Origin of the sequence: Pantoea sp. EKM101V, assembly GCF_011800325.1 — a bacterium.
Taxonomy (GTDB): Bacteria; Pseudomonadota; Gammaproteobacteria; order Enterobacterales; family Enterobacteriaceae; genus Pantoea; species Pantoea anthophila.
Genome location: NZ_JAALFP010000001.1, coordinates 378,508 through 403,491 on the forward strand (window position 1 = coordinate 378,508; position 24,984 = coordinate 403,491).

Annotated in this window: 25 protein-coding genes; 13 read left to right on the plus strand and 12 right to left on the minus strand. The window is 58.5% G+C overall.

Annotation, left to right across the window (positions count from 1 at the left end; genetic code table 11):
- Positions 1-318: 318 nt before the first annotated feature.
- A complete protein-coding gene (locus HFD92_RS01890) occupies positions 319-1,839 on the plus strand; it encodes a carboxylesterase/lipase family protein (protein ID WP_167428165.1) in 1,521 nt (506 codons plus the stop codon).
- A gap of 217 nt (positions 1,840-2,056) precedes the next feature.
- Positions 2,057-3,721, plus strand: a complete 1,665-nt coding sequence (locus HFD92_RS01895; RefSeq protein WP_009090099.1) for a methyl-accepting chemotaxis protein — start codon at positions 2,057-2,059, stop codon at positions 3,719-3,721.
- Here HFD92_RS01895 and HFD92_RS01900 read toward each other — a convergent pair.
- A complete protein-coding gene (locus HFD92_RS01900) occupies positions 3,679-4,560 on the minus strand; it encodes a LysR substrate-binding domain-containing protein (RefSeq protein ID WP_167428166.1) in 882 nt (293 codons plus the stop codon). The two genes, HFD92_RS01895 and HFD92_RS01900, sit on opposite strands and share 43 nt — an antisense overlap.
- Positions 4,561-4,685: 125 nt before the next feature.
- Here HFD92_RS01900 and HFD92_RS01905 point away from each other — a divergent pair, with 125 nt between their 5' ends.
- A complete protein-coding gene (locus tag HFD92_RS01905; RefSeq protein WP_167428167.1) occupies positions 4,686-5,852 on the plus strand; it encodes a methionine aminotransferase in 1,167 nt (388 codons plus the stop codon).
- A 57-nt stretch (positions 5,853-5,909) separates the two neighbouring features.
- Complete coding sequence (locus tag HFD92_RS01910; protein WP_167428168.1) at positions 5,910-6,686, plus strand: ABC transporter substrate-binding protein; 777 nt, start codon at positions 5,910-5,912, stop codon at positions 6,684-6,686.
- 36 nt (positions 6,687-6,722) lie between these two features.
- Here the strand turns inward: HFD92_RS01910 and pepT are convergent, their stop codons facing one another.
- Positions 6,723-7,949 (minus strand): peptidase T, encoded by a 1,227-nt coding sequence (gene pepT / locus HFD92_RS01915; RefSeq protein ID WP_167428169.1) that lies wholly within the window; start codon positions 7,947-7,949, stop codon positions 6,723-6,725.
- 127 nt (positions 7,950-8,076) lie between these two features.
- On the opposite strand from pepT, the gene HFD92_RS01920 reads away from it, so the two are divergent.
- A complete protein-coding gene (locus tag HFD92_RS01920; protein WP_111207620.1) occupies positions 8,077-9,672 on the plus strand; it encodes an ABC transporter substrate-binding protein in 1,596 nt (531 codons plus the stop codon).
- Between the two features lie 46 nt (positions 9,673-9,718).
- On the opposite strand, the gene aldA is transcribed toward HFD92_RS01920, so the two are convergent.
- A complete protein-coding gene (gene aldA / locus HFD92_RS01925) occupies positions 9,719-11,155 on the minus strand; it encodes an aldehyde dehydrogenase (RefSeq protein ID WP_167428170.1) in 1,437 nt (478 codons plus the stop codon).
- 197 nt (positions 11,156-11,352) lie between these two features.
- On the opposite strand from aldA, the gene HFD92_RS01930 reads away from it, so the two are divergent.
- A complete protein-coding gene (locus HFD92_RS01930) occupies positions 11,353-11,619 on the plus strand; it encodes a DksA/TraR family C4-type zinc finger protein (RefSeq protein WP_009090111.1) in 267 nt (88 codons plus the stop codon).
- A 63-nt stretch (positions 11,620-11,682) separates the two neighbouring features.
- On the opposite strand, the gene HFD92_RS01935 is transcribed toward HFD92_RS01930, so the two are convergent.
- Together HFD92_RS01935 and HFD92_RS01940 are read right to left on the minus strand one after the other, a co-directional pair.
- On the minus strand, positions 11,683-11,781 hold the full coding sequence (locus tag HFD92_RS01935) for a YoaK family small membrane protein (RefSeq protein ID WP_008925225.1): 99 nt from the start codon (positions 11,779-11,781) through the stop codon (positions 11,683-11,685).
- Between the two features lie 41 nt (positions 11,782-11,822).
- On the minus strand, positions 11,823-12,146 hold the full coding sequence (locus tag HFD92_RS01940) for a hypothetical protein (protein ID WP_167428171.1): 324 nt from the start codon (positions 12,144-12,146) through the stop codon (positions 11,823-11,825).
- Positions 12,147-12,505: 359 nt separating this feature from the next.
- Here HFD92_RS01940 and rhaT point away from each other — a divergent pair, with 359 nt between their 5' ends.
- Positions 12,506-13,540, plus strand: coding sequence for an L-rhamnose/proton symporter RhaT (gene rhaT, locus HFD92_RS01945; protein ID WP_009090114.1), 1,035 nt, complete (start codon positions 12,506-12,508; stop codon positions 13,538-13,540).
- Between the two features lie 272 nt (positions 13,541-13,812).
- Here rhaT and rhaR read toward each other — a convergent pair whose 3' ends face one another.
- The gene (gene rhaR / locus HFD92_RS01950; RefSeq protein ID WP_046101868.1) at positions 13,813-14,679 is read right to left on the minus strand and encodes an HTH-type transcriptional activator RhaR; all 867 of its coding nucleotides are present in this window, start codon (positions 14,677-14,679) and stop codon (positions 13,813-13,815) included.
- A gap of 11 nt (positions 14,680-14,690) precedes the next feature.
- On the minus strand, positions 14,691-15,512 hold the full coding sequence (gene rhaS, locus HFD92_RS01955; protein ID WP_167428172.1) for an HTH-type transcriptional activator RhaS: 822 nt from the start codon (positions 15,510-15,512) through the stop codon (positions 14,691-14,693).
- Positions 15,513-15,803: 291 nt separating this feature from the next.
- On the opposite strand from rhaS, the gene rhaB reads away from it, so the two are divergent.
- Genes rhaB through rhaM form a run of 4 tightly spaced genes read left to right on the plus strand, consistent with a single transcriptional unit; the run spans position 15,804 to position 19,683 of the window.
- Positions 15,804-17,276, plus strand: a complete 1,473-nt coding sequence (rhaB, locus tag HFD92_RS01960) for a rhamnulokinase (protein ID WP_167428173.1) — start codon at positions 15,804-15,806, stop codon at positions 17,274-17,276.
- Positions 17,269-18,525, plus strand: a complete 1,257-nt coding sequence (locus tag HFD92_RS01965) for an L-rhamnose isomerase (protein WP_167428174.1) — start codon at positions 17,269-17,271, stop codon at positions 18,523-18,525. Before rhaB ends, HFD92_RS01965 begins: the two co-directional genes overlap by 8 nt.
- 11 nt (positions 18,526-18,536) lie before the next feature.
- Positions 18,537-19,379: a rhamnulose-1-phosphate aldolase gene (rhaD, locus tag HFD92_RS01970; RefSeq protein ID WP_033736246.1), complete on the plus strand. Its 843-nt coding sequence runs from the start codon at positions 18,537-18,539 to the stop codon at positions 19,377-19,379.
- A complete protein-coding gene (rhaM, locus tag HFD92_RS01975) occupies positions 19,369-19,683 on the plus strand; it encodes an L-rhamnose mutarotase (RefSeq protein WP_058957921.1) in 315 nt (104 codons plus the stop codon). Before rhaD ends, rhaM begins: the two co-directional genes overlap by 11 nt.
- 33 nt (positions 19,684-19,716) lie before the next feature.
- Here the strand turns inward: rhaM and HFD92_RS01980 are convergent, their stop codons facing one another.
- A complete protein-coding gene (locus HFD92_RS01980; RefSeq protein ID WP_167428175.1) occupies positions 19,717-20,367 on the minus strand; it encodes a TetR/AcrR family transcriptional regulator in 651 nt (216 codons plus the stop codon).
- Positions 20,368-20,675: 308 nt separating this feature from the next.
- Between HFD92_RS01980 and HFD92_RS01985 the strand changes: the two genes are divergently transcribed.
- Together HFD92_RS01985 and HFD92_RS01990 are read left to right on the plus strand one after the other, a co-directional pair.
- Positions 20,676-20,933 carry a DUF1471 domain-containing protein gene (locus HFD92_RS01985; RefSeq protein WP_009090125.1) on the plus strand — a complete coding sequence of 86 codons (258 nt, stop codon included), beginning with the start codon at positions 20,676-20,678 and terminating at the stop codon, positions 20,931-20,933.
- 36 nt (positions 20,934-20,969) lie between these two features.
- Entirely contained in the window at positions 20,970-21,227 is a 258-nt protein-coding gene (locus HFD92_RS01990; protein WP_046101861.1) for a DUF1471 domain-containing protein, read from the plus strand.
- A gap of 63 nt (positions 21,228-21,290) precedes the next feature.
- Here HFD92_RS01990 and HFD92_RS01995 read toward each other — a convergent pair whose 3' ends face one another.
- The 4 genes from HFD92_RS01995 to HFD92_RS02010 form a co-directional block, all read right to left on the minus strand.
- Complete coding sequence (locus HFD92_RS01995; RefSeq protein WP_167428176.1) at positions 21,291-22,475, minus strand: sugar transporter; 1,185 nt, start codon at positions 22,473-22,475, stop codon at positions 21,291-21,293.
- 173 nt (positions 22,476-22,648) lie between these two features.
- Complete coding sequence (gene cybB / locus HFD92_RS02000) at positions 22,649-23,188, minus strand: cytochrome b561 (RefSeq protein ID WP_046101860.1); 540 nt, start codon at positions 23,186-23,188, stop codon at positions 22,649-22,651.
- Between the two features lie 111 nt (positions 23,189-23,299).
- Entirely contained in the window at positions 23,300-23,560 is a 261-nt protein-coding gene (locus HFD92_RS02005) for a hypothetical protein (RefSeq protein WP_009090129.1), read from the minus strand.
- A gap of 178 nt (positions 23,561-23,738) precedes the next feature.
- Positions 23,739-24,944 (minus strand): MFS transporter, encoded by a 1,206-nt coding sequence (locus tag HFD92_RS02010; RefSeq protein ID WP_167431218.1) that lies wholly within the window; start codon positions 24,942-24,944, stop codon positions 23,739-23,741.
- Positions 24,945-24,984 lie beyond the last annotated feature (40 nt).

Sequence of the window (24,984 nt, forward strand, 5' to 3'; positions counted from 1 at the left end):
GCAAATCCTCGCTTTACCGGCCTGCACAGGTTTAGCGCTGTGATTACCCCGATTGATTAATGCCATCAGGGGGTCCGGCGCGCCGGCTGGCGGGGAAAACCGTCAGTCCCCCCTCAGCGCTGTGCGGTCACCTCACTCTCCCGCCATTTTAAAGATAAACAGAATTAATCGGAAACCGCCCCTGACTCCCGCAACTGGCTGCTGAGCATGATGAGGGCTGCCGGGCGTTGTTCAGCATATTCTGCAAATCCCGCCTGAACCTGGACAATGCAGACGGGCCTGCAAATAATGGAGGAACGAGTAAACAGGGAATCAGGAATGAAAAACGAAACAGGTCTGAGGATCATGACTGCTGAAGGGGAGTTACGTGGAAGCATGGACGATGACCTTTTCGTATTCAAAGGCATACCTTATGCAGCCCCGCCCGTGGGCGCGTTACGCTGGCGGCCACCCCAGCCGGTCACACGCTGGCAGCAGGTGCGTGATGCGACACAGTTTAGTGCCTCGGGCTGGCAGAATCGGGCCTGGTGTGAGGCTGTCGGCGGAGGCAATCCCGGCGAGTTCAGTGAAGATTGCCTCTATCTTAACGTCTGGACACCCGATGTGGAGCCAGCCCGACCGCTGCCGGTGATGGTCTGGCTGCACGGCGGTGGCTTTACCATTGGCGCAGGCGGACTGGCCCCCTATAACGGCAAACCCCTGGCGTCACGTGGCGCAGTGGTGGTGACCCTGAACTACCGGCTGGGCCATCTTGGTTTCTTCTCTCATCCCGCGCTGGATACGGAATACCCTGTTGCCGGCACGGTGAACAATTTTGGTCTGCTCGACCAGATCGCCGCCCTGCAGTGGGTTCAGCGCAATATTCCCGCTTTTGGCGGCGACCGTCGCAATGTGACCCTGTTCGGTGAATCGGCCGGCGCGCGCAGCGTGCTGTCACTCTGCTGTTCGCCGCTGGCAGAAGGGTTGTTTCACAAGGGCATTGTCCAGAGCGCCTACAGCCTGCCTGATACCCCGCTGAAAAAGGCGCGTCAGCAGGGTATGGCGGTGGCACGACACTTTGGCCTGCCGCCTGATGTCACCGCAGAGCAGTTGCGCGCGCTGCCTGCCGATGCCTTCTGGTCGCTGGAGGGGACGCTGGCGATCCCGCCGGTGCCGATTGCCGGGGACGCCGTTCTGCCTGAGCCGATGCTGAAAACCTTCCTGGCGGCTAAACAGCACCGTCTGCCACTGATGGCGGGCAGCAACAGTGATGAGGCCAGCGTGCTGGACTATTTTGGTGTGGATGCCACTGCCGTGCTGCATCAGTTGCGTGACAAAAACCGGCTGACCTACCGCACACTTAAATGGATGTATGACATCCATGACGACCGACTGCTGGGACGGGCCGTGGCGCGCGATATGGCCTTCAGCCTGATGCCGTGGCTGGTGATGCGGGCGCAGTATCGTGTCGGCATGCCGGGCTGGCGCTACTGGTTTGATTATGTCTCTGAGCACGCCCGCGACCTCTATCCCCATGGTGCCTGGCACGGTAATGAAGTGCCATATGTGCTGGATACGCTCAGTCAGATGCCCGATCCCAATGAAGCCCGGCCGTTCAGTGAGGCGGACAGGGCGTTTGCGGCGCAGGTCAGCGACTACTGGTTCAGGTTTGCCCGCGACGCCACGGAATATACGCATCAGCTGGACGGTGAGGTAGTCTGGCCCGCGTGGCACCCCGGCAATGACGTGACAATGTCACTTGGTGACGACCGCCAGCACGCCCTGAAGCTGAAGCGAAACTTTATGCGTGCCCGTCTGCGCCTCTTCCGGTTACTGATGACGCGCATGGTCAGGCTTTAGTGGGGATTTAATGATTAGCTCGCTAACCATTAAATAAAGCGAATGGAAAAAATCTGCTTTTTTAATCCTAACTGATTGATGAAGCGTGTTTTTAACCGAAATCTGACATCCGGACGCTGTAAAATATTAGGTAACAAAACAGTTACATCTTCACAATTCCATGCCGATAAACCTCCTATGCCCGACACTTGCGGGTCAACGTGTATAGGATTTTGGTATGGGAATGCTTAAAAATTTTACCATCAGAGCAGTGATGCTCTCCATTCTGGGACTGTTCTGCTTACTCTGGAGCGGCGTCGGGCTCTATAGCATCCACTCGCTTGGCGCGCTGAGCGAAGGCAACGATGTTGACCGTCATCTGGTTGAACAGATGACGGTTCTGAGCAAAGGGAACGATCAATATTTCCGCGTCGTGACGCGCCTGTCGCGCGTTATGGAAGGTAAAGCTGCCGGTAAAACATTAACGGATGAAGCCTATGCCCCGGTGCAGCAGGCGCTGGACAGCATGACACAGCAACTGGCGCGCTTTAAGCAGCTGGCACCGGGCCCGATGAACCCGGAGGTGGTGGATAGCGTGATTCAGAGCTGGCAGAAACTGCTGGACGAAGGCGTGACCCCGCAGCTGCAGCTGGCCCGTCAGGCGTCGCCGGATGCCTATCGCCAGCAGGCGAACAACGTGACCCCGCCGCTGAGCCGCGCCTTTGGCGTGAGTGCCGACAAATTTAACCAGGGTGCGGCTGAAAAACTCGATACCACCCGCGTGGAGGTCGATCATCTCACCTCCATTACCAAGACGATTATCACCATTGCAGTGATCATCGGCCTGCTGATTCTGCTGTTTACCGATCGCTATCTGGTGGCGATGCTGGTGCGTCCGCTGGAGAGCATCCGCACGCACTTCGCGGTCATTGCCACGGGCGATCTGAGCCAGCCGGTGACCGATTTTGGCCGCAACTGCGTCGGTAAACTGGTGCCGCTGTTGGGTGCCATGCAGGACAGCCTGCGCGAAGCGGTCAGTGCGATTCGCAACGGCACGGAAAATATCTCCCGTGGCGCGGCGGAGATCTCTGCCGGGAACAACGATCTCTCTTCCCGTACCGAAGAGCAGGCCTCAGCGCTGGAACAGACTGCGGCCAGCATGGAGGAACTGACGGCGACCGTGAAATTTAACGCCGACAATGCGCGCCAGGCCAGCCTGCTGGCCGAGACCGCGACCACGACAGCGCAACGTGGTGGTCAGCTGGTGAGTGAAGTGATCAGCACCATGGATGGCATCTCCGGCAGCTCGAAGAAAATTGCTGAGATCACCAACGTGATTAACGGTATCGCCTTCCAGACCAACATTCTGGCCCTCAACGCCGCGGTTGAAGCGGCGCGTGCCGGGGAACAGGGGCGCGGATTTGCGGTGGTGGCTTCAGAGGTGCGGAGTCTGGCCCAGCGCAGTGCTAACGCCGCCAAAGAGATCGCCACGCTGATCGAAGAGTCGGTTCAGCGGGTGGATAAAGGCGCCGAACTGGTCAGCACCACGGGTGGCACCATGAACAACATCCTGAAATCGGTGCAGGATGTGGATGCCATCATGAAACAGATCGCCTCTGCCTCGGAAGAGCAGAGCAAGGGCATCTCTCAGGTTGGCACGGCAGTGACCGAAATGGACAGCGTGACCCAGCAGAACGCCTCACTGGTCGAAGAGGTCTCTGCGGCGGCCAGTGCGCTCGCCCTGCAGACGGAAGCGCTCCAGGCGTCGGTGTCGAAGTTCCGTCTTTCCGGCACCAGCCAGCCTGCGCCGGTCATCAGCCACAAGCCTACCGCGCCAAAAGCGCCAGCGCTGAGCGTGGCTCAGGCTAAACCTGTGGATAATGGCGACTGGGTCACCTTCTGATCCCGGCACAGCCACGCCACCAGTTCCGCCAGGAAGGGTGGCGCATCCTGCGGCGCCCGCTGCATTAGACTGTAAACGGCGCCGGTTTTCACCTCGCCAGCGAACGGCTTAATCAGCCTGCCGCTGGCGATATCACTCTCCACCAGATTGCTGTCGGCAATCGCCACCCCGAATCCCTGAATCGCCGCGCTGATCGCTAAGTCCATGGTGGAAAAATGCTGATTGCGCGGCATCTTCAGCGTCACCTGCTGCGCCTCCAGCCAGCACTGCCAGTCACGTTTGTCCTCTGTGGGATGCAGAAACGTCATCGTCTCCAGCGCCGCCAGGTCGTCTGGTGCGGGCTGAACCGCCGCCATGACCGGCGTCAGTGACTCGCTGAACAGGGTGATCCCGTCGGGCTGTGGCTTGCCATACACAATCGCCGCATCAAAGTTTCCCAGCCGGGCTGCGTGATCCAGCGTGGTGGTCAGCGCCACATGCAGTTCCGGCCGCTGCCGCTCCAGCGCGATCAGCCGGGGAACCAGCCAGCGCATCGCGCAACTCGGCGCTTTCAGCCGAATGCTGACCTGCGTGCGCCGCACCTTCTCGCTGGCCTGCACCATCATCTCAAATCCCTGACGCAGTTCCGGCAGCAGTGCGCTGCCCTGGGCGGTCAGCCGCAGCCCGCGGGCATGACGGTCGAACAGCGTTACCCCCAGCCACTGCTCCAGCGCGGCAATTTTGCGGCTCACGGCCCCCTGAGTCAGACAGAGTTCACCCGCCGCGTGGGTCAGGTTGAGATGGCGGGCGGTCACCAGAAAAGCGTGGATGGCATTAAGCGGCAGCGATGAGCGCGACACGATAAACCTCAGCTATGCATTTTTGTCATGGCTATTATGACGACATTTCGCTTGCCGACTCAAGCCGCAGCCCGTTGAATAGTTTTTTACCGGATCAGACCGGCTATGTTTCTGATGGAGAGAGTATGTCCCTGACAACGCCTGTTGCTGTTCACTCAAAACTGCCGGATGTCGGCACCACTATTTTTAGCGTGATTGGCCAGCTGTCAGCGCAGCATCAGGCGATTAACCTGTCGCAGGGCGCACCGGGTTTTCCCTGTGACCCGGCGCTGGTCGCCTCCGTCAGCCGCGCGATGGAGGAGGGGCACAATCAGTATGCTCCCATGATGGGGCTGCCCGCCCTGCGTGATGCGCTCGCCACGAAAGTCGAGGCGCTTTATGGCGCGAAATACGATCCCGCCAGCGAAGTGCTGATCACCGGCAGCGCCAGTCAGGGGATCTATATGGCGATCACCGCGCTGGTGCATCAGGGGGATGAGGTGATCTTCTTTGAGCCAGCCTTCGACAGCTATGCGCCAGTCGTCCGGTTGCAGGGCGGAAAGCCGGTCGGGCTGAAGCTGGCGGTGCCTTCCTTTGCAATCGACTGGGAGGCATTACGGGCTGCGATTACGCCGCGCACCCGCATGATCATCATCAATACGCCACACAACCCCAGCGCGCAGGTGCTGACGCCTGAGGATCTGAACCAACTGGCAGCCTTAATCCGCAACACAGACATCGTGGTGCTCTCGGATGAGGTTTACGAGCACATTCTGTTTGATGGCCGCCCGCACTGCGGGATGGCGACGCATCCGGAGCTGGCTGCGCGCAGCGTCATCGTCTCCTCATTTGGCAAGACCTTTCACGTTACCGGCTGGCGGGTGGGCTACTGTCTGGCCCCGGCGGCGCTGATGACCGAACTGGTTAAAGTGCATCAGTTCATGATGTACGCCGCCGATACGCCGATGCAGGTGGGCTTCGCACACTATCTGCAGACACCGGATCATTATCTGTCGCTCAGCGCATTCTATCAGCAGAAACGCGACCGGCTGATTGCGCTGATGCAGGATTCGCCCTTCAGGCTGCTGCCGAGCGCCGGTTCGTTCTTTATGCTCGCCAGCTACGGACATTTCAGTGACGAACCCGACAGTGAAATGGTAAAACGTCTTATCGTCGATCACGGCGTGGCGACCATTCCGCTGTCGGCGTTTTATATGGATGGCACAGACAACAAACTGATTCGTCTCTCTTTTGCAAAGGACGAGGCGACGCTGGAAGCTGGCGCAGCAGCGCTGAGTGCGTTTTCCTGCTGAATCACGCGACAGCGTGAAGCCGGGGAAACGGGTAAATAATACTTTTCGGGGCTAATAATGAAGAAACTGAACGCGCTTTTCCTCGCTCTGGGCATGATGACATCGCTACAGGCACTGGCACAGGATTTACGTTACGGCGTGGAGTCACAATATCCCCCGTTTGAAAGTCGCAACGCGAAGGGCGAACTCGAAGGCTTTGATATTGAGCTGGGTAATGCAATCTGTCAGGCGGGCAAATTTACCTGCCACTGGGTTGAGAGCAGCTTTGATGCGCTGATCCCGGCGCTGCAGGCGAAAAAGTTCGACGCGATTAACTCGGCGATGAACATTACTGAAGCCCGCGCCAGAAGCATCGCCTTTACCCAGCCCATCTACCGTATTCCGACGATGTTAGTGGCGAAGACCGGTGAGAATCTGGCCCCGACCGCTGACGGTCTGAAGGGCAAAAATATCGGGGTTCTGCAGGGGTCCATTCAGGAAACTTACGCGAAGAAGCACTGGGAGCCGCAGGGCGTGACGGTGACCTCTTATCAGGATCAGAACCAGATTTACAACGACATGGTCGCGGGGCGTCTTGACGGCACGCTGGTGATGTCTGCTGCCGGTCAGTCCGGCTTTCTTGATAAGCCACAGGGCAAAGGTTTCGGCTTTGTCGGCAAACCGGTCGAGGATGACGCGATTCTTGGTTCCGGCATCGGCTACGGACTGCGTAAGGATGACACCCAGCTGAAACAGTCGCTGGATGCGGCAATTGCCAAAGTGCAGAGCGATGGCACCATTAAAAAGCTGGCGGAAAAATATTTCCCTGGCATTGATGTCAGCGCGAAACCCTGACCTTAATCGGGCGCGAAATGCGCCCGATTTTCCGGTTTACTCTGCCGCCAGGTGGCAGAGTTTCTCCGCGACCTGATAGGACTTCACAAACGAGGAGATGGGCAGAAACTCAAAGCGCGAATGGAAATTATGCGCGCCGGTAAAGAAGTTCGGCGTCAGCAAGCCTTTGGCCGAGAGGGCCGCGCCGTCCGTTCCTCCGCGCATCGGGATCACTTTGGGTTCAATCTCCAGCGCGGCAAAAGCCGTGAAGATCAGATCGATCGCCCGCCGATCCTCTCCCAGCGCATTGCTGATGTTGCTGTAGATATCACTGATGATGATGCTGACCTCACCGGTCGGATAACGCGCCGCAATATCCCTGGCTGCCGCTTCTAACTGCTCTTTGCGTGCCGCAAAGCGGGTCAGGTCAAAATCGCGGATGGAGGCTTTCAGGGTCGCCCGGCTGGCGTTGGCCTGAATCTCGTTAAACCAGATATAGCCTTCACGTCCTTCGGTATGCTCCGGGGTCTGCTGGCGGTCAAACAGGCTGATATAGTCGTGCGCCATCAGCAGGGGATTTACCAGCACCCCTTTGCCCGACATCGGATGCGCCGGCACGCCGGTAAACACGATTTCTGCGGCGGCGCCATTGAAGTTCTCATAGACCACTTCGCCCAGTTCACAGCAGTCGATGGTCCAGGCAAAGTCCACATTAAAGCGCGTTTCCAGATCCAGCGCTTTCGCCCCGCGCAGGCCGATCTCCTCATCCGGCACAAAGGCCACCACGATATCGCCATGGTCGCCGCTGAGGTTTGCCATCAGCGTCATCACCACAGCCACGGCGGCTTTGTTGTCCGCCCCCAGCACGCTGGTGCCGTCGCTGAAAATCACCGGCTCACCGATGTAGGGCGCGATCTCCGGATGTTCATCGCGGCGCAGCCAGATATCCTGCTGTGCGTTGAGACAGAGATCCTCGCCCTGCCAGGTGAGGATCTGCGGATGGATATCGGGCGACAGACCGACATCAACGGTGTCGATATGGGTAATAAAGCCGATGCGTGGCGCGTCAGGGCGGTTGCCGCGCTTCACGGCGGTCACGGTGGCATGTTCATCCACCACCACCTGATCCAGTCCCAGCGCACTCAGCTCCTCCGCCAGCAGCGCGGCCATGGCGTGCTGGCTCGGTGTGCTGGGCAGGGTGGTGGATTTGGCATCGCTCTGGCTGCTGACGGCGAGGTAACGGAAAAAACGTTCGGTGAGCTGCGACTCAGGTTTGTCTGTCATCACTATTCCTTATTAGTCAGCTACAGGCAGGGTTCGCTATGGTGCCGAATCGTGCTATCAATGAAGCATCTGAATGATTCATTTAGATATTGTGCCCACCAGAAGTCAATACAAAGCGAGGATGATAATGAAAACAAAGATAGCCACCTTAGCGCTGATGACGGCAGGCGTCGCGCTGGCTGGCAGCGTGAACGCCAGAACCCTGGTTTACTGCTCTGAAGGTTCGCCAGAAAACTTCAATCCTCAGCTCTACACCTCCGGGACCAGTGTGGATGCCAGCGCCGTGCCGGTGTTCAACCGGCTGGTGGACTTCACCCCCGGCACCACCGAGCTGGTGCCCAGTCTGGCTGAACGCTGGGAGATCAGCCCTGACGGCAAGGTTTATACCTTCCATCTGCGGCACAACGTAAAGTTTCAGAGTAATAAGGCGTTTAAACCCAGCCGCGACTTTAACGCCGATGATGTGATTTTCTCGTTTATGCGCCAGATGGACCCGAAAAACCCCTACCACAACGTCTCTGGCGGCACCTACTCGAACTTTGAGAGTCTGGAACTCTCCACCCTGATCAAAAGCATCGACCGGGTGGACGATCACACCGTCCGCTTTACGCTCTCACATCCTGAAGCGCCGTTTCTGGCCGATCTCGCCTGGTATTTCGCCTCTATCCACTCAGCCGAATATGCTGATGCCATGCTGAAGGCGGGGACGCCGGAGAAGGTGGATATGAATCCGATTGGCACCGGTCCGTTTGAGCTGGTGCAGTATCAGAAGGACTCACGCATTCTCTACAAGGCGTTTCCGGACTACTGGCAGGGCAAGGCGAAGATTGATCGGCTGGTGTTCAGCATTACGCCGGATGCTTCCGTGCGCTATGCCAAACTGGAGAAGAACGAGTGTCAGGTAATGCCGTTCCCTAATCCCGCCGATCTGGAGAAGATGCGCGCTAACCCCGACATCACCCTGGAACAGAAGGCGGGGCTGAACACCGGCTTCCTGGCGTTTAACACCACTAAAGCTCCCACCGACAATGTCAAAGTGCGCCAGGCGCTGGCGATGGCCATTAACAAACCGGCCATCATCGAGGCGATTTTCAAAGGCACCGGCACGGTCGCAAAAAATATCCTGCCGCCGGGCGTCTGGAGCGCCGACAAGGATCTGAAAGATTACGACTACGATCCAGAGCAGGCCAAAGTTTTGTTGCAGCAGGCGGGGGTCAAACCGGGCACGGAGATCGCGCTCTGGGCGATGCCGGTGCAGCGCCCCTATAACCCTAACGCGCGCCGCATGGCCGAGATGATTCAGGCGGACTGGGCCAAAGTCGGCATCAAAGCCAGCATCGTCAGCTACGAGTGGGGCGAGTACCTGAAACGGGTACGCAGCGGCGAGCATCAGGCGGCACTCATGGGCTGGACCACTGCGACCGGCGATCCGGATAACTTCTTTGGCCCGCTTTACAGCTGCACGTCGGCACAGGGCGGGTCTAACTCGTCGAAATGGTGCTATCAGCCATTTGAAAAGTTAATTACCGAAGCGCGTGCCGAACCGGATCAGGGCAAACGCACCGCACTCTATCTGCAGGCGCAGCAGATGATGCATGATCAGATGCCCGCGGTGATGATTGCGCACTCGACGATCTTCGAGCCGGTGCGCAAATCGGTCAGCGGCTATCAGGTCGATCCCTTTGGCAAACACATCTTCTATCCGGTCGACATCAGTCAGTGAGTCGCGAACAGAAAGATTAAGCGGGCCGCCTGTGCGGCCCGTTTTGTTAATGGCCCTGCAGATAGGCGACATGGGTCTGCAGATAGGCCTCCAGACCATGTTTACCATCGGCACCGCCAATGCCCGATTTGCGCCATCCGGCATGAAAGCCCTGCATGGCCTCAAAATTTTCACGGTTAACATAGGTTTCGCCAAACTTCAGCTTACGCAGGGCATAGAGCGTGGTGTTGAGATCCTGCGTATAGAGGGAAGAGGTCAGCCCATACTTGCAGTCGTTTGCCAGGGCTATCGCCTCATCCAGCGTTTTAAAGCTCATTACCGGCAGCACAGGCCCGAATATCTCCTCCTGCATAATCGGCATCTCCTGTCGAACCCCGGTCAGCAGCGTGGGCTGGAAGAAAAAGCCTTTCTCGCCGGCGCGCCGGCCGCCCAGCACCACGCTGGCACCTGCGGCGACCGCCTCAGCCACCTTCTGCTCAACGCGATCCCGTGCCGCAGCGCTAATCAGCGGCCCCATATCAATATCGCTCTGTTCGGCGGGGTCACCCAGGGTCACCTGCCGAAAGGCCGCCGTGAGCGCGTTGATAAAGCGGTCATAAATCGCCTCCTGCACATAGAGCCGTTCAACGCAGTTACAGACCTGGCCGCTGTTGATCATTCGCGAAGCGACGATGGCGCGCACGGCCAGCTCCAGGTCAGCATCCGCCATGACAATCGCCGGGGCCTTACCGCCCAGCTCCAGGGAGACGCTGGTGACGTTCTGTGCTGCGGCCTGCATGGTGGCGATGCCTGCACCGACGCTACCCGTCAGGCTGACCAGCCCGACTTTCGGGTTTGCCGCCAGCTCCTGGCCCACGTCCTGCCCGAAACCATAGACGATATTGATCACCCCAGCGGGCAGGCCTGTCTGCTGCAAAATATCGGCGAAGATCGCCGCATTGTTTGGCGTCAGCTCACTGGGTTTAATGACGATGGTGTTGCCGGTGATCAGGGCAGGCGCGGCTTTACGGGCGATCAGGAAGAAGGGGAAATTCCACGGCAGTATCCCGGTTGTCACCCCAATCGCCTTTCTGAACAGGAAGATATGCTCACCGGGTCGGTCGCTGTTGATGATTTCGCCTTCATAACGCCGCGCCCACTCCGCCATGTAATCGAGATAGTCGGCGGTAAACAGCACTTCGGTCTTCGCCAGTCCCTGCGTTTTTCCGCCTTCGGCCACAATCGTGGCCGTCAGCTCCGGTTCGCGCTCACGGATGGCCGAGGCGATTTTATGCAGCCAGAGACCACGCTCTACCGCAGGCAGCGCCTCCCAGTCCGGCTGAGCGGCTTCTGCCGCGCGGATGGCAAGACGGGCGTCCTCACGACTTCCCTGCGGGATGCGTGACAGCAACGCCTCGGTGGCCGGGTTGATCACCTCAATCCACTGGTCACCCTGTGAACCGACAAACTGGCCATTAATGTAATGTTGATGATGTGTTGTCATTTACTTAACTCTCCGCTATCGACACGTTGCAGTAATGTGATTGCAGGGTGAAGCAGATGCGGGCGGGTGACCTTATGCTGAGTGCCAGTGTCGGCGTCTGGCTGGCAGCCAGTGACAGATAGTGCGCTGCTCTGCGGCAAAAACGTCAATATGTTGTAGATTTATAGAAGCAACGTAATGAAAAAAGGGGGTGTATCATGGCTAACGGATGGGCGTCAGAAGGCGCAGTACAGGAGCAGATTGACAGCACCGTCAATGATGGCATCGAGCGGGTGAGGCAGTCGCTGGGTCATGGCGAAAGCGCGACCGAATGTGAACTCTGTGGCGAGCCGATTCCTGAAGCCCGCCGCCAGGCGCTGAAAGGGGTACGCTACTGCGTAGCCTGTCAGGAAAAAATCGATAAACAGCAGCAGACCAGCAGTTTGTATAACCGTCGGGGCAGTAAAGACAGTCAGCTGCGCTAGCCTTGACCCGCAGTCGGCCACGCCGGGGGACGGGCAGCGCGCGTCACGCTGCTGCCTTAGCCGTTACGAGCCTGGCATGGCCAGACCGCTGCCGATAAACCACGCCAGAAAGCCGACGCCTGCCACAATGATGGCGATCGGAAACAGGATTCCAATTCTCATATTCTACCTGCTGCAAACAGCACTATGGAGGCGCAATCTTATCATGAGATCTGCAGCACTGCGCGATGGGTTTTCAGCAGCGTAAAGAGCTGAAACTGCGTGGCCTCCGTCTCCTCCCTTAACACCTCTCCCTTCTTATACAGAATATGCTCGATATGCCCCAGCTGACGCCAGACCACAATCGCGGAGGCGATCAGCGCGCAGTGCTGCTCCGCCTGTATAAATTCGATGGTGGCGTAGTGGGCTTCATCCATGCCATTCACAAACACCTTTAGCGCCTCAGCAGGCACTATCGCGCGGATGTCATCCAGCATCACCCGGCTGACTGCCTGCGAAAGAAACAGTGTTAACCACTTAGTCGTCATCCTGAACCCTGAACCGATCAATTTTCCCCAGTGTATACGACCTTGCAGGTGGGAATGAAAGGCTTCTTTGCGCCTCTGCCACGCGGATGGCGTGCATGGCAGTGAAGCGGGAATTGTGCTGCGCCACACAGCAGAAAGGGGAAAAACAGTGAATTATAAGTCACTTACCTGTTCAGGCAGCCCGGCCTCTGACAACTGCAGAATTGTGATCCCTGACAGCAGCATCGGGTCAATATTGCCACTCCGCGCGGGCTTCCGGCATTCATCCAAAGGCTGAGGAATCGATGCAAACCGTAGACTGCCTGCTGAGCGGAAGCTGAGCGCTTTCCGACAGACCTCAACCAAACCGGGGAATAACAATGAACAGTGCCATTATTGCGGGGATTTTCTGGCATTTTGTCGGCGCTGCCAGCGCCGCGTGTTTCTACGCGCCGTTTAAGCAGGTAAAAAGATGGTCCTGGGAAACCATGTGGTCGGTGGGGGGCCTGATCTCCTGGCTGATCCTGCCGTGGGCGGTCAGTGCCATTCTGCTGCCCGACTTCCGGGCTTATTACAGCAGCTTCACGCTTTCGCAGCTGACACCCGTGTTTCTCTTCGGCGCGATGTGGGGCATCGGTAATATCAACTACGGGCTGACCATGCGCTATCTCGGCATGTCGATGGGCATCGGCATTGCGATTGGTATTACGCTGGTGGTCGGCACGCTGATGACGCCGCTGCTGCAGGGGCGCTTTGGCGAGTTATTTGCCTCTGCGGGAGGGCGGCTGACCTTACTGGGCGTGCTGGTGGCCCTGGCTGGTGTCGGGATTGTGTCGCGTGCCGGATTGCTGAAGGAGCGGGCGCTGGGGATCAACGCCGAAGAGTTTAATCTCAGGAAGGGTCTGCTGCTGGCGGTGATGTGCGGCATCTTCTCGGCGGGGATGTCCTTTGCGATGGATGCCGCCAAGCCGATGCATCAGGCCGCCGCGAATCTGGGGATCGACCCGCTCTATGTGGCGTTACCCAGCTATGTGATCATCATGGGCGGCGGGGCGCTGGTGAACCTGGGCTTCTGCTTCTGGCGGCTGGCTACCCGACCCGATCTGTCAGTTCGCAGGGACTTTTCCGTCGCCAGGCCGCTGCTTATTGCTAATACCGCGTTCGCCGTGCTTGGCGGCACCATGTGGTATCTGCAGTTTTTCTTTTACGCCTGGGGCCATGCCCGAATCCCGCCGCAGTATGACTATGTCAGCTGGATGCTGCACATGAGCCTGTATGTGCTGTGCGGGGGACTGGTAGGCCTGCTGTTGAAAGAGTGGAAGTCAGCGGGACGCCGCCCGGTCAGTGTGTTATCGATTGGCTGCGTGGTCATTATCATCGCGGCAAACATCGTTGGGCTGGGTATGGCAGCGTAAGCCGCAGGCATCCTGCGGCGCGGAGGAGAACGGGCCTGTCTGACAGGCCCAATCATCAGGTTTCCATCTTACCGGGCGGATCAGGCCGCGATGCAAAATTCAGGGTACAGGGAACAGGGTCAGAGGAGGAAAGCGTCCCGCGCCAGGGACGGCGCGGGCCGAGCGGCCATGGATGGCTTAAGCGACTTTCCGATCTGACCCTGTTCCCTGTACTGGCTCCCGCTCACAGCGATACGGAACAGATCTTTACGAGCCCGCTCTGCAGAGACGTGTTATTCCGGTTCGGCGCTTTTCAGCGCTGGCCCGGAGGGGAGAAATCGCTGACGCCAGGCACTGGGTGTCAGGCCGGTTTCACGGGTGAAAACCACGGAAAAATAGTTACTGTCATCGAAGCCGCAGCGGGCCGCCACTTCGCTGATCAGGCACGCCTGCGTTCGCAGCAGATATTTTGCCTGACAGAGCTGTAACTGACGCAGGTAATGGCCGATGGTCATCCCGGTCTGCTGACGGAAAAGCTGTTTCAGCGCTCGTTCGCTCAGCTGGTTTTGCTGGCAGAACGCTGCCAGATCAAACGGCCGGGAAATCGCCCCCTGCAACGCTGACATCAGCAGATCGAGCTGTTCCCCCTCCGGCAGAACCCAGGGGCGATCGGCGGCGTAGCCGTGGCGCCGCAGAATCAGCACCAGCTGCAGAAACAGGGCTTCAGAGAGCTGAACCGACAGGGGATCGCTCTTGCGACTTTCACGCTCCAGCTGGCTGATCACACCGCGCGCCAGCCCCATACCGCGCGTAGTCAGACGCCAGCAGCCAGGGGCTTCGGGGCCCTGTGGCGGCAGCAGGCTATCCCAGTCAAGCGCCAGACCAAAGCGGTCGCGGCAGTAGAGAATGTTATCCAGCACCAGGTCGTTAACGCTGTCGTAACTATGGCAGTCGCTGTCGCGGATAAAAAAGAGGTCGCCGCAGGTGATGAGCCAGGGGCGATCGTTGAGGACGTGCAGGCCATTACCGCGCCAGACGATGACGATTTCGCTGAACTCGTGTCGGTGCGGCGGAAAAGAGGGCTGTGGCATCCTTTCGGCAACCGCCACCGGTAAACTGGGGGCGGGAAAATAGTCATCACGACTGAGTATCAACGCCATAGTCGGCTCCTTTACCTCATCTGCTGGCGCTCCGCTCGCGGGGCGCAGCCAAATTCGCGCCTGAACAGGGTAGAGAAATGGTTGCTGTCTCCAAATCCACACTGGAAGGCGATGTCGGTAATGCGCAGATCGCTGTGACGCAGCAGGTGACGCGCCTGTAACAGGCGCAGACGGTTCAGATAACGCTGCGGCGTACTGCCGGTCTGCTGCTTCATCTGTCGGTGCAGCGTGCGCAGCGACAGAGAGAAACGGTCGGCCAGTTCATCCCAGACAATCTCGTCACTGTAATGATCCGCCAGCCAGTCCAGCAGGCGATGCAGCCGCGCCTCATGATCCTGACGACCGCCATCACGACAGGCTTCACGTAACAGCACCAGCAGCTGTAAAAAGAGCTGCTCCTGCCGCGCCTGCCTGTCCAGTGACCAGGCCTCATGCTGCTGCATCTGCGCTGCCACACTCAGGGCCTGCGCCATCACCTTCTGATTGATGCGCCAGTGAGAAGGATAATCCCCATCCCGTTCGCACGGCAGCAGCGCCTGCAATCCGGAGAGAAAACGGAACGCGCCGGGGCTGCGATAGAGCACATTGGTCAGGCAGAGGTTATCCGTCTGTTCATAAAGATGACGATCGTGATCGCGGACAAAGCAGACACAGCCGGCGCAGAGCGTTTGTGGCTGACCATTAAACACATGAATCCCGGCGCCGTGCTCAACCAGAACGATTTCATGAAAATCATGATGATGCTCCGGAAAGGGGGCCTGGGGGATACGGGGTTCAATCGCAATCGCGTAATTGCCGTCAGGAAAAAAATCCGCACTGTGCAACAGAGTCATGATCGTCCCTCACTGATTAACAAAACTGCAACGCAGTCTAATCAGGACACCGTTACCTTACCTTGAATTTTCAGCACGTCTCATCAGGAATCCTGCTGATTTTTCAAGAAATCCCCGGTAGTTAACAGATTTGCGGCAGGGGTCACATCGTGCTTACTGCTGCCTCTGTGATCTCTCTCACGACATTCTTTGCAGGTCTGCCAGGGCACCCCAGGCGCTGGCACTGCCGGGAAGGTGTTCAGGCGACCCGATTTTTACTCTGTGACCACTTAATCACAGGGAAAAGCCACCATGACCAGGCGAAATATCATTGCTATCGATCTCGGCGCATCCAGCGGCCGGGTCATGCTCGCCCGCTGGGATGACGCGCAGCGCCAGCTGGATCTGCGTGAAATCCGCCGTTTTGAAAACCGGCGTCTGCGTCGTGCCGGCTATGACTGCTGGGATCTGGCGATGCTGGAGCAGGCGATCCGTGTCGGGCTGGAGCAGGCTGTTAACGAGGGGATCGTGCCGGACAGTATCGGCATCGACACCTGGGGCGTGGATATGGTGCTGCTGGATGCGCAGGGTGAGCCGGTGGGTGAAGCGGTCAGCTATCGTGATGCACGCACCCACGGCCTGATGGCGCAGGCGCAGCAGGAGCTGGGCCACAGCGCCATCTATGCAAAAACCGGCATTCAGTTTCTGCCTTTCAATACGCTCTATCAGATGCGCGCCCTGCATCAGCAGCAGCCAGACTGGCAGGCGCGTGTGGCACATGCGCTGATGATCCCGGATTACCTGCACTACCGCCTGACCGGCAACCTCAACTGGGAGTACACCAACGCCACCACCACCCAGATGCTCAATATTCACAGCGGCGAGTGGGATCGCGATTTAATCGGCTGGGCGGGGATTGAGGCAGGCTGGTTCGGTCAGCCGCAGGCGCCGGGCAACACAGTGGGACACTGGCGGAGTCAGCGGGGCGAGGCGGTGCCGGTCATTGCGGTGGCCACCCACGACACCGCCAGCGCAGTGCTGGCCACGCCGCTGCTGCAGGAGGATGCCGCCTATCTCAGCTCCGGCACCTGGTCGCTGATGGGCTTTGAAAGCCTGCAACCCTATGCGAGCGAGGCGGCACTGCGCGCCAATATTACCAACGAAGGCGGCGCTGAAGGCTATCGCGTCCTGAAAAATATCATGGGTTTATGGTTGCTGCAGCGTCTCTGTGCTGAACGGCAGATTGACGACCTCTGTGCGCTGATCGCTGAGACCGCCCGTCAGCCCGCCTGTCTTTCGCTGATTAACCCCAACGATCCGCGCTTTATCAATCCTGACAACATGGTCAGCGAGATTCAGAAAGCCTGCGCAGAGCAGGACATGCCCGTGCCGCAATCCGCCGCTGCGCTGGCCCGCTGCATTTTTGACAGCCTGGCGCTGCTCTACCGTCAGGTCATCAGCGAACTCGCGGCGCTGCGCGGGAAGCCTTTCACCCGGCTGCATGTGGTCGGCGGTGGCAGCCAGAATCGTTTTCTGAATCAGCTCTGTGCGGATGCCTGTGAGATTCCGGTGCTGGCCGGGCCGGTAGAGGCCTCCACGCTGGGTAACGTCGGTTGCCAGCTGATTGCCCTCGGCGAACTGACGGATGTCGCCGATTTCCGCAACTGCGTGATGAACACCTTCCCCCTCGAAACATTCGAACCACACATTTCAGACGTCTTCGCGGCCAGTCAGGCCCGCTTCGCGACGCTGAGTCAACCCGCAGAGGAACCCGCTTATGACTAAGCAGACAGAACAGGCCTTTGAACTGGCTAAACAACGCTATGCCGATATTGGGGTTGATGCTGAACAGGCTATTCGCCAGCTCGACACGATCCCGGTTTCCATGCACTGCTGGCAGGGCGACGATGTGCGGGGATTTGAAAACCCGCAGGCAGCCCTCACCGGCGGCATACAGGCGACCGGCAACTATCCGGGACGTGCACGCAACGCCAGCGAACTGCGCGGTGATATCGATAAGGCGATGTCGCTGATCCCTGGCCTCAAGCGTCTGAACCTGCATGCACTCTATCTGGAGAGCGACAGGCCGGTTGAGCGGGACGCTATTGAGCCGGTGCATTTCGCGCGCTGGGTCGAATGGGCCAGGGAGCGGGGCGTGGGGCTCGATTTTAACCCCAGCTGCTTTTCACATCCGCTCAGTGCTGACGGGTTTACGCTGTCGCACAGCGATCAAACCGTGCGCCAGTTCTGGATCGACCACTGCAAAGCCAGTCGCCGCATCTCCGCCCACTTTGGTGAGCAGCTTGGCACGCCTTCAGTGATGAACATCTGGGTACCGGACGGCATGAAGGATATCACCGTCGATCGGCTGGCGCCGCGTCAGCGTCTGATGAGCGCCCTGGATGAGGTCATTGCGGAAAAACTCAACCCGCAGCATCACATCGATGCGGTAGAGAGCAAGCTGTTCGGTATCGGCGCAGAGAGCTACACCGTGGGATCAAATGAGTTTTATCTCGGCTACGCCGCCAGCCGTCAGACGGCACTGACCCTGGATGCGGGTCATTTCCATCCTACCGAGGTGATCTCCGACAAGATCTCCGCCGCCATGCTCTATGTGCCGCGCCTGCTGCTGCACGTCAGCCGTCCGGTGCGCTGGGACAGCGATCATGTGGTGCTGCTGGATGATGAAACGCAGGCTATTGCCAGTGAGATCGTCCGTCACCGGCTGTTATACAAAGTGCATATCGGCCTCGATTTCTTTGACGCGTCGATCAACCGGATTGCGGCCTGGGTTATCGGCACCCGCAACACCCAGAAGGCGCTGCTGCGCGCCCTGCTGGAGCCGACCGATCGTCTGCGTCAGGCTGAGAATAGCGGAGATTACACCGCGCGGCTGGTCTGGCTGGAAGAGCAGAAATCACTGCCGTGGCAGGCGGTGTGGGAAGCCTGGTGCCTGCGTCATGACGTTCCGGCTGACGCCAGCTGGTTAAGTGATGTGCGCCATTATGAACAGCAGATTTTGAGCCAACGTTAAGGGATTTCATTATGCAAAGCATTCTTGCTTCAGAGTTTGTAAAGGGAATGGTTAAGGCAACCAGCGACATGTGGCTGAAGGGATGGGATGAACGCAATGGTGGCAACGTCAGCCTGCGGCTGAGTGAGGAGGAGGTGAGCCCCTTCAGGGCTGATTTCTGCCAGGAGCCTCGCTGTTTCGAGCTGAGTCAGCCCGCCCCGGCGCTGGCAAACGACTGGTTTCTGGTGACCGGGTCGGGAAAATTTATGCGCAACGTTCAGCTGGACCCCGCGGACTGCCTGGCACTGCTGCAGGTCGACAGCCAGGGGCTCTCCTGCAAAATTCACTGGGGGCTGGTCAATGGCGGGCTGCCGACCTCCGAGCTGGCGTCACATTTTCAGTCGCATGCGGTGCGCAAGGCAGTCAGCGGCGGCAGAGATCGGGTGATTATGCACTGTCATGCCACCCACTTTATGGCCCTGAGTTATGTGGTTGAGATGGAGTCGGCGCGCTTTACCCGCCTGCTGTGGGAGGGGAGCACCGAGTGTCTGGTGGTCTTCCCTGATGGCGTGGGCGTGTTGCCCTGGATGGTGCCCGGCACCGATGAGATCGGCGCCGCGACGGCGGCGCAGATGCAGTCGCACACGCTGGTGATGTGGCCGTTCCACGGCGTCTTTGGCACCGGCCCGACGCTTGATGAGACGTTTGGGCTGATTGACACCGCCGAGAAATCATCTGAAGTGATGGTTAAGGTGCTGTCGATGGGCGGGATACGTCAGAGCATCACCACAGAACAGCTGGTCGCGCTGGGTAAACGTTTTGGTGTCACGCCCTGGCAACCGGCACTGGATGCGGGGCCTGCCCATGTTGCGTAAAGCCTTTGTGATGCAGGTCAATCCGGATTGTCATGCGGAGTATGAGCGTCGTCACTCACCCATCTGGCCCGAACTGGCTGAAACGCTGAAAGCACATGGTGCCCGTAATTATGCCATCTGGCTGGATGAGGAGCGGCATCTGCTCTTTGCCAGCGTTGAAATTGAATCGGAAGCGCGCTGGAACGCGGTGGCGCAAACGGCAGTCTGTCAGCGCTGGTGGGCCTCCATGAAGGATCTGATGCCCTCTCATGCGGACAACAGTCCCGTCAGTCAGCCGCTCCGGCCGGTCTTCTTTCTCAGCTGAACGTGCAACAGGGCGGGAATCCCGCCCTGAATCTTACCGCTGAGCCTGACACAGTCCTGTCAGGGTAGGCCACATCGCCATCAGCGTATCGATAATACTCTCCAGGTCTGCGCGCTCCGCACCCTCCCGCGCCCGCACTGACATGCCCTGAAGCAGACAGCTCAGATAGCGCGACAGCGCAGCAATGTCCACTGACTCTCCCAGTTCACCACGCTGCTGACGCGAGCAGAGGAAATCCTTTAAAACCTGCTCCTGTGACTGATGCTGCTCTTGCAGCATGGCCGCAATATCCGCGGAAGCCGCCGACAGGGCGCTTGAGGTGCAGATAAAGAAGCAGCCGCCGGGCGAATCGCGTTCGGTAAAGCAGGCCGCGGTAGCGCGGAAATAGGCCTCAACCGCCTCTGAAACCGCCAGCTTATCATCGCCCAGGGCCGCGTCACGCCAGGCGCTGAATTTCTCAACATAGCGCTCCATCGCGGCGCGGAACAATCCCTCTTTATTGATGAACTCCGCATAGAGCGTCGGCGCTTTAGCACCGGTAGCGGCCACCAGATCGGCGAGCGAGGTGCCTTCGTACCCGTGGGTCCAGAACAGGGTCAGTGCCTTATCGAGCGCGGCTTCACGATCGAACACTTTGGGACGGCCACGACATTTCCGGGTATCGCAATCCTGAACCTGACTCATACATCCTCTCTGACTGGGGAACACTCTATTAAATTACCGATCATTATAAAAATGTGCAAGGGCGGAGAGGCAGGCCGTCCTCCGGGGTTGCCATTTTGTGCGCCAGCCCGGTTTTATCGCCCCTATGGTTAAGTCAGAAAAGGGGCTGAAGCCCATAATCACGCCACTTCGCGATTAAAATAACGCTCATTAAATAAATATTGACGGCCAGCCTGATCGGGGTCTATCATTTATTTAACGGTCGTTAATTAAATAGCGACAACCGATTTCAGACCCACTGAACACGATCACTGAAAAGAGAGAAGATTATGAAAACCATCAAAACTACCCTGGCTGTTCTGGCACTCACCACACTGACTTTTGGCGCGTCTGCCGCTGACCTGGTTACCAGCGAACCGGCTAATCAGCAGCCTGTCGGCACCATCTCTGTGCTGGGCGGCACCAACCTGAGTTCAGTCGAAGCGCAGCTCAACGCCAAAGCGGATGAAGCCGGTGCGAAATCGTTCCGCATCACCTCAACCAGCGGTCAGAACAAACTGCACGGCACGGCGGTGATTTATCAGTAACCGGGCATCCGGCAGAAAATGAAGAAGGGGTTCGTTATGAAACGTATCAGCATGATAGTGGCCGCGGCCCTGCTCAGCGGCCTCTCGTTCACCAGCGTGGCGGCGCAGCAGGTGAGCAGCACGCCTCTTGATCAGCAACGCGTGGGCGTCATCAGCGCGACGGGGAGCAGCAATCTGACCTCGCTTGAGCAGCAACTGTCAGAAAAGGCCAGCGATGCCGGAGCAAAGTCTTTCCGCATCACTTCGACCTCTGGCAGCAACAACCTGCATGGCACCGCCATTCTCTATAAATAAGAGAAACAGGCTTCAGATAACCTGATTATCTGAAGCCTTTTTTTTATCCTCTTCGCGCCGGTCTTAGCCATTACTGCGAAGCTGAGGATAACGGCGGAAAATATAGACACACCACAGTAACGCCACCAGACCGATCATCCCCCCGACGTTCCCGACTTCCGACATATTCAGATAGAGACTGACCTGGCTTCCCAGCAGCGCGCCTGCGCCTATGCCGATATTGTAGATGCCGGACATGAGTGACATTGCCACATCCGTTGCATCCGGCGCCAGAGACAGCACCCGCACCTGCATACCCAGTCCAATCATCATCATCGCCATGCCCCAGAGGATGCACAGGATAGCGATCGCCGTCGGACGAACCGCAGCAAAGATCAGCAGTCCCATGCAGAGGGTAATCAGCGCAATCGCGGCAATCAGCAGCGCGGAAGGGAATTTATTGCCCAGGGTGCTGAACAGCACGCTGCCCAGAATACCCGCAGAGCCAAACAGCAGCAGCAGCAGGGTGGTGAAATTGCCGCTGGATTGCGCCACGCTCTGCATAAAGGGTTCGATGTAGCTGTAGGCCGTATAGTGCGCGGTCACCACAATGGTCACCAGCAGATACATGCTGACCAGCGCCGGACGGCGAAACAGCATCGGCACGCTGCTCAGTGAGCCGGTGTGTTCACTGGGCAGACGCGGCAGTATCCGTACCAGCATGATCATCAGTACCAGTGCCGACAGGCCAATCGCGCCGAAGGTGGTTCGCCAGCCAAGATACTGACCCACCACACGGCCAATCGGCACCCCCAGCACCATGGCCAGTGCGGTTCCGGTCGCCAGCATACTCAGCGCCTGCGTTTTCTTTCCGGCCGGGGCCACGCGAATAGCCAGTGAAGCCGTGATCGACCAGAACACCGCGTGAGAGAGGGCGATGCCGACGCGTGAAACCATCAGCGACCGAAAGTCCCAGGCGAAGGTCGACAGAACGTGACTGACGATAAAGATCGTAAACAGCACTCCCAGCAGCAGTCGCCGCTCCACGTTGCGTGTCAGCAGCATCAGCGGCAGTGACAGCAGCGCGACCACCCAGGCGTAGATCGTCAGCATGATCCCGACATCCGCCGTCTGCATGGAAAAGTCAGCCGCGATGTCCGAAAGGAGACCCACCGGTACAAATTCGGTGGTATTAAATACAAAAGCCGCGATGGCCAGCAAGACCACGCGTAGCCAGGCAGTTTTACGTGAAACAGTTGTTGGTTGCATGAGGTGTCAAATCTGTCAGTACAGCGAATTCGGATGTGGCAGACATCCAGCGAAAGTGACCTGCGTCACAAATTACAGACCATTGTAGTGAATAAAGCGGGAAGCGAAACCTGATAACCGGCTTTTAAGGCGGAAATTTTTTTATCGCCCCGTTCAGGGGCGACGGGATGAGATTACTGACCGCGGCGAGGCGGCATCATGCGCAGCAGGGTATTGTCTTTGAGCAGATAGTGATGAAACAGCGCCGCCGCCGCATGCAGCCCGATCAGCCAGTATCCCAGCGGTGCCAGGGTTTCATGCCAGTCGATCAGCGTATCCGCCAGGTCAAAATTGGGCTCCGGTGCAACCGGCATGCTGATGCCAAACAGCCACCACTCCCGCCCCTTAAGATAGCGCGACGACAGGCCGAGGATCGGCAGGGTGATAAACAGGGCATAGATCAGGGTGTGCGTCAGATGAGCCACCCCGGTCTGCCAGCGCGGCGCGGCTGGCGTAATGGGCGGCGTGCGATGACGGGTACGCAGAAACAGGCGGGCGATCATCAGCACCAGAACGGTCGCACCTGCGCTGAAGTGGGTGATGATCATGGCGTACCCCTGCCAGGAGCCGCGCTGCACAAAGCCGCGCAGCTCAATGGTGGCGTAGGCTGTTACGACCAGTAAAAAGGTCAGCCAGTGAAGGGCGATCTGAGAACGCGCAAACTTATCCCGCATCGTGCTTTCCATCAAAAAGAGTCAGGAAGAGTAACATAACGGAAAACGGCGCTGATGCTTAACAAATTAGCGCAGCGGTAGGTAAATTTCACGCCGACACCCTCCGACAGCTTAGCGTGACCCCGGCGTATGTTTCTGGGCGACGCTGAGCGGCGTCTCCGGCAGGTGGCTGGCATTAATCGGGCAGCAGTTCTCACAGCCGATAGCTCCCACGTAATATTTTTTTGCCTGAAGAATGGCGGCATTGACGTGATAAAAACTGCCCAGAAACAGTCGGTTTTCCATGTCGGGAAGATGCGGGCAGCCAGCGGCATGCACCACATGATTATCGTTATATCCCGATTGTTTATTGACGTAGTAGTAGAGAGCCACAGGCGTTCCTTGTTGCCGTGTTAAGAGGCAAAGCAGATGAAATGATTCAATAAAACCGATTATAGCGGGAATTGTGGTGTTTTTTCGCGGGGGATTTTCAGGGAAGAGGATGAGCGACAGTCAGCGTGTGGTGCTGCCAGGCCTGGTGAGGCCATCCGGGCCTGGCAGAAGAGGGAAATCAGAGCTTTTTGCGGTGCAGATGCCAGGCCACCAGCAACGCCAGCAGCAGCAGGGTGCTGATAAACAGCGTGATGCCGTGCCAGCCAAAGTTATGCCAGAACAGACCGCCCAGCGTCCCGGCGACGCTGGAACCCACGTAGTAGCTGAACAGATAAAGCGATGAGGCCTGGCCCCGCGCCCGGCGTGCGCGCGGGCCAATCCAGCCACTGGCAACCGCATGGGCGGCAAAGAAGCCAGCGGTGAACAGCATCATCCCCGGCAGGATCAGCCAGAGCGAGTTGAACGCCGTGATCAGCAGTCCCAGCAGCATAATGGCGGTCGCACCCAGCATCACCGGTCCCCGTCCCAGCCGGCTGGTCAGCGCACCCGCTTTCGGCGAACTCCACGAGCCGGTGAGATAGACCACCGACAACAACCCGACCACGGCCTGACTCAGATGCCAGGGGGCATCCAGCAGCCGGTAGCCGATGTAGTTAAACAGCGTGACAAAGGCACCCATCAGCAGGAACCCTTCGGCAAACAGCCAGGGCAGGCCGGGATCGCGCCAGTGCAGCCGGAAGTTAATCAGCAGGTTGCGCGGACGCAGCGTGATGGGGCGAAAATGACGTGACGCGGGAAGGATCTTCCAGAACATCAGCGCCGAAGCCAGCGAAAACAGGCCAATCACCGCCACGGCGATCCGCCATGAGAAGAGGTCGGTCAGCACACCGCTCAGCAGACGCCCGCTCATGCCGCCGATAGAGTTTCCGCTGATATAGAGCCCCATAGAGAAGGCGACGACCCGCGCATCCATCTCCTCGCTGAGGTAGGTCATGCCCACCGCCGCCACCCCGCTGAGCGACAGCCCCATCAGCGCCCGCATGATCAGAATGCCGTGCCAGCTGCTCATGGTGGCTGAGATCAGCGTGCAGATGGCGGCCAGCATCAGGGCTGTTACCATCACCGATTTGCGGCCGACAGCATCCGAAAGCGGCCCGGTCACCAGCAGGCCCAGCGCCATCAGGCCGGTTGAGATAGAGAGTGACAGGCTGCTGGTTGCCGGTGAGATGCCAAACTGATGCGAGAGCACCGGCAGGATCGGCTGGACACAATAGAGCAGGGCAAAGGTCGCCAGACCGGCGGAGAAGAGCGCCAGCGTCACGCGCATAAACTGCCGCGAACCCCGACGGATATAACCTGACGCAGCCACCGGTTCTGAAGGCATACAACCCGCCTCTTCATTTACCGCGGCGGCCTCTGTTGAG